General features: G+C 59.4%; 2 protein-coding genes. Both read left to right on the plus strand.

Going from position 1 to position 4,452, the window contains the following annotated elements; genetic code table 11:
• Positions 1-221 precede the first annotated feature (221 nt).
• On the plus strand, positions 222-1,922 hold the full coding sequence (locus C811_RS13960) for an ATP-binding protein (protein ID WP_016310328.1): 1,701 nt from the start codon (positions 222-224) through the stop codon (positions 1,920-1,922).
• 470 nt (positions 1,923-2,392) lie between these two features.
• A complete protein-coding gene (locus C811_RS13965; protein WP_016310329.1) occupies positions 2,393-3,811 on the plus strand; it encodes a peptidylprolyl isomerase in 1,419 nt (472 codons plus the stop codon).
• Positions 3,812-4,452 lie beyond the last annotated feature (641 nt).

Consider the following 4,452-nt stretch of genomic DNA (forward strand, 5'->3'; position numbering starts at 1 on the left):
TCGCCGTCCACTGGCCCTTTGCTGTGGCGTCGACCGCAGAGCGCGGGTCTTCGGGGCTTGTTTTGAGACGTTCTCTCGCCGCTCTCGAGCGGGCTCTCTGTTTGCTCTCGAAAATGCTCTCTAATTACTCTCGAAAATGCTCTCTATAGAGAGTAAAATATAGAGAGCAGATAGAGAGCAACGAGAGAGTGGGCGGGTAGGCGCTCAGAAAAGGTGGCTGCATGACTCCAGAAGCGCTTGAAAGCACGGTAGCAAGGCTGCGCAAGCAGGGATGTGATGACGCCCAGGTGGAAGTCAAAGCGTGCAAGAGCGCTTTGTCGAAAGACATTTGGGAGAGCGTGAGCGCTTTTGGGAATACACGTGGCGGCACGCTCATTTTGGGTCTGGAGGAAAACGAGGGCTTCAAACCTGTTGAGGGGTTCGATCTCAACAAAGTGCGCGACCAGTTCATCTCCGGTTTGGAAGACGGAGGGAATGCCAAACCCAAAATAGCCAATATGCCCCAGTACGACTTGGAGCGCATGGATTTTGAGGGCGCGCAGGTTCTCGTCGTAGAGATTGCGGAGGTTGAGCCTCGGTTCAAGCCGTGCTACGTGCAAGCGAGGGGGCTGTCGAACGGCGCTTTCAAGCGCGTCGACGATAAGGATATCAAGCTTTCCTCAACCGAGATTTTCGAGCTGAAGCACCTGCTGGAGCCTTCTCCCGCCGACCGCGAGGCAGTGGGCGGCTCGTCTCAAGATGATCTTGACGCGACACTGACTGACCGCCTGCTCGCCCGCGAAAAGGAGCGCGGGTCGCGTGCGCTGCGCGGCACCGATGACCGCAATGTGCATCTCAAGCGGCTGGGCGTTGTCACCGCATCGGGTGCCCTCAGCTTTGCAGGTCTGATGAGCCTGGGGGCCTATCCCCAGGAGTTTTTTCCGAAGCTTATCGTGGATGTGACGGTTCATCCGGGAATAGAGAAGTCCGAGCCCGATGGCCCTCGTTTTCTCGACCGTGTTCTGTGCGAGGGGCCTATCGGCGAAGCAGTGGACGAGGCGGTGCTCGCGGTGGCGCGAAACCTGCGAACGTATTCCTATGTAGAGGGCACGGGTCGTCGCGATGAGCTGGAGATTCCCCGCGATGTTTTGCGCGAGGCCATAGCTAATGCCGTCATTCATCGCGAGTACTCGAGCTCATTCGTCGGCCAGGCGGTATCGGTAGATGTTTTCGCCGATAGGGTTGAGATTACCAATCCCGGTGGGCTGTGGGGCGGCAAGACGCTGGAAACGCTGGGCGATGGGCAATCACGCTGCCGAAACAGCTCCCTTATGCAGCTTGCGTCGCGCATCGACTATTCCGCCGAGGGTGCCCCGGCGGAAGGGCAGGGATCGGGAGTGCGTCTCATGATTCGAGAGATGCGGTCGCATGCTCTCGATGAGCCGCGTTTCGAGGCGGGAATAGATTACTTCAAGGTTGTTTTACAAAGAGGCGGGATGGAGATAGCCGCGAATCGGGAATGGATGGGCACGGTGACAGCGCGGCCCTTGAGCTCGGTTGAGCGCGCGGTGCTCTTAGAGGCGCGGCGCGAACAGGCAATTTCCGTCAAGGAGCTTCATCGACAACTTGGCTACGACTCCGACGAGATTAGAGAGGCCCTCAAGACGCTCGAGGAAGATGGCCTGATAAAGCCCTTGTCGAAGGACAAATATGAGTTCGCGAACAACTCTGGTAAGTCGTCAAGATCGGTTTCGGCCCGGGAGGCCATTCTCGATGTTTTGGGAGAAAGCGACGAGCCTGTTGGTATGCGAGACATAGAGGAGAAAACGGGCAAGAAGATCGCTACCCTGAGAGCGCAGATGGCGCGTATGGTAGATGAGGGCATCGTCGTTCCCACGGCGCCCCCGACTGACCAGTCAAGAAAGTACATGCTGAAGAGGTAGGACCCCTCCTTGCAGATCGTTACTGCAGCTTGTTTCGGGGCGTTCTCTCGCCGCTCTCGAACGGGCTCTCTCCTTGCTCTCGATACAGCTCTCGATATGGCTCTCTATATCGAGAGGCATATCGAGAGGCATATCGAGAGACCCGAGGGCGGTTTTCGAGAGCGATTGTCTCTCGCTGCTCTTTTCTGAAAAGAGTTTTCCCAGGTAAATAGTGACTTCATTCCTTAAGATTTCAGCTAGTTTACAGGAATATGTGCGTTTCGTTGCGGGGGTGTGCGGTCTTCGTGAGTCGCTTTTTCATGGAGAAGGCCATTGACATAATATCGACCTGACCACACTAAGGGTACACTATCTCGTTGCGCTCTGGCGATGATGGGGCACAGGGCCCGGTTGGGAGGGCCGTGCTTTGTGGCAGTACAGGGCTAGGATGCGCGGACATGGGGTTCGCGCAGCGTTCGAAAGGTTGAGGGATGAAATTTACCTCGTTTGTTAAGAGCTCTGCTCTGAAGCGCGTGGGGGCGGTTTCGCTCACGCTCGCTCTCGGTGCCGGCCTGGTGGGCTGCGGCGGCAACGGTGCCGGCGGTGCTGTGGCCGCTACCGTCAATGGCCAGAACATCATGGAGCAGACCGTTACCGATTATGTGGCCCAGTTCCGCGCCGATAGCGGCCTGGAAAGCGACGAGGCCTGGGGCGAGTGGATGGTGGCCAACAACTACACCCCCGAGACGGTGCGCGAAGAGGTTATCGAGTATTACGTGAAGCAGGATCTGTACGATCAGGCCGCGGCTGAGTACAACGTTGCCGTGGAGCAGGCCGATATTGACGAGGCCATGGAGCAGACCAAGGCCATGTTCGAGAGCGACGAGGCCTTCCAGCAGGCCCTCGAGGCCAGCGGCATGACCGAGGAAACCTACATCGAGACCAACCTGCGCCCCCGCCTCATGGAGTCGAAGCTGGCTGAGGCCGTGGCGAATGCCGAGAACGGCGGTGGCGATGAGGCCCTGCTCGCCCAGGCTCAGTCGGCAAGCGACCAGTTCAACGGCGCGAAGCGCACGAGCCACATCCTGCTGACTGCCGAGGGCGACGAGACCGACGAGGCTCTGCAGGCCCGCGCCCAGGCTCTGATCGACCAGATTAACGCTGGCGAGATCTCCTTCGAGGACGCCGTGTCCCAGAACTCCCAGGACAGCGGCTCCGCTGCCAAGGGCGGTGATGTGGGTTGGAACGTGCTCAACAACTTTGTGACCGAGTACACCGATGCGGTGGCCGGCCTGAACAAGGGCGACATGACCGCTTCCCCGGTGAAGAGCGAGTTCGGCTACCACATCATCAAGTGCACCGATGTCTTCGAGGTTCCCGAGGGCGGCATTACTTCCCTCGATCAGCTTCCCACGGAGTTCGTGGATGCCCTGCGCAATATGCAGTCCGCCGCGGCCGGTCAGAACTTCACCACCTGGTATCAGGAGTATCGTGAGAACGCCGAGGTGACGGTGAACCCGATGCCCGAGGGCCTGCCCTACGCCATCGACATCGCCCCGTATCAGAAGGCCGCTGAAGAGAAGGCCGCTGCGGCCGAGGGCGAGCCTGCTGCCGATCCGACTGCGCAAGACGCTCAGGCTGCTGAGGGCGACCAGGCTCCCGCCGAGGGCGATGCCGCTGGTGCCGACCAGGCTCCCGCCGAGGGCGACGCCGCTGGTGCCGAGGGCGATACCGCTCCCGCCGAGGGCGACCAGGCTCCCGCCGAGGGTGACGCCGCTCCCGCCGAGGGTGCCGACCAGGCTCCCGCCGAGGGCGATGCCGCTGGTGCCGACCAGGCTCCCGCCGAGGGCGACGCCGCTGGTGCCGACCAGGCTCCCGCCGAGGGCGGCCAGGCTCCCGAGCAGCAGTAACCGCTGCTCTAAAGAACCCGAGCACAGCGCTCGTTTCAAAGCCCGCACCTTTCGGTGCGGGCTTTTTTATATCTGCAACACCGCTGAGTGGTAAATATGACTCATTTGCCTATTCAGAATAATATCTTTACCCTGTCAAATCCGCCGTGAGCGTGGATTTGCTTCATAATGACACCAGCGCATCTCAGCTGCTCTCTGGAGCAAGGCCTCTGCGGCTCGTTCGTCGGTGTTCCGGCGCGGGCAGCCCCTTGCTCGGCAGCGCGCGTTCCAAAGTCTCGGCCCGGCACATGAGCGCCAAAGGGCGAGGCGGGCTGCGGGAGCTTCTTCGAAGCCAAGCGCTCCGCATCTAGGTCCCGAATGGGACATCAAAGGGGAGGGATCCTGCAAGGATGCCGCTCCAAGTAACGTCTCAGTAACGTGGCCGTTTGCTTCCCGTTACCTAGTGGACAACATCCTGAAAAGTTATACAATGGAATATTAAGTATAAGACTGCCCTTAGTCTACTTTCGGAGGGAAAACGCCCCCTGAAAGTGCGGGGGGGGGGGGCACTAAAAATGACCCTTTACCTTGCAATTTAAGAGTTGAAGGAAGACAGTACGAGGATGTTGCGAAACATGGCGAATGACAAACGGAGCACCACT

Origin of the sequence: Adlercreutzia caecimuris B7 (assembly GCF_000403355.2) — a bacterium.
In the GTDB taxonomy this organism is placed as follows: Bacteria; Actinomycetota; Coriobacteriia; order Coriobacteriales; family Eggerthellaceae; genus Adlercreutzia; species Adlercreutzia caecimuris.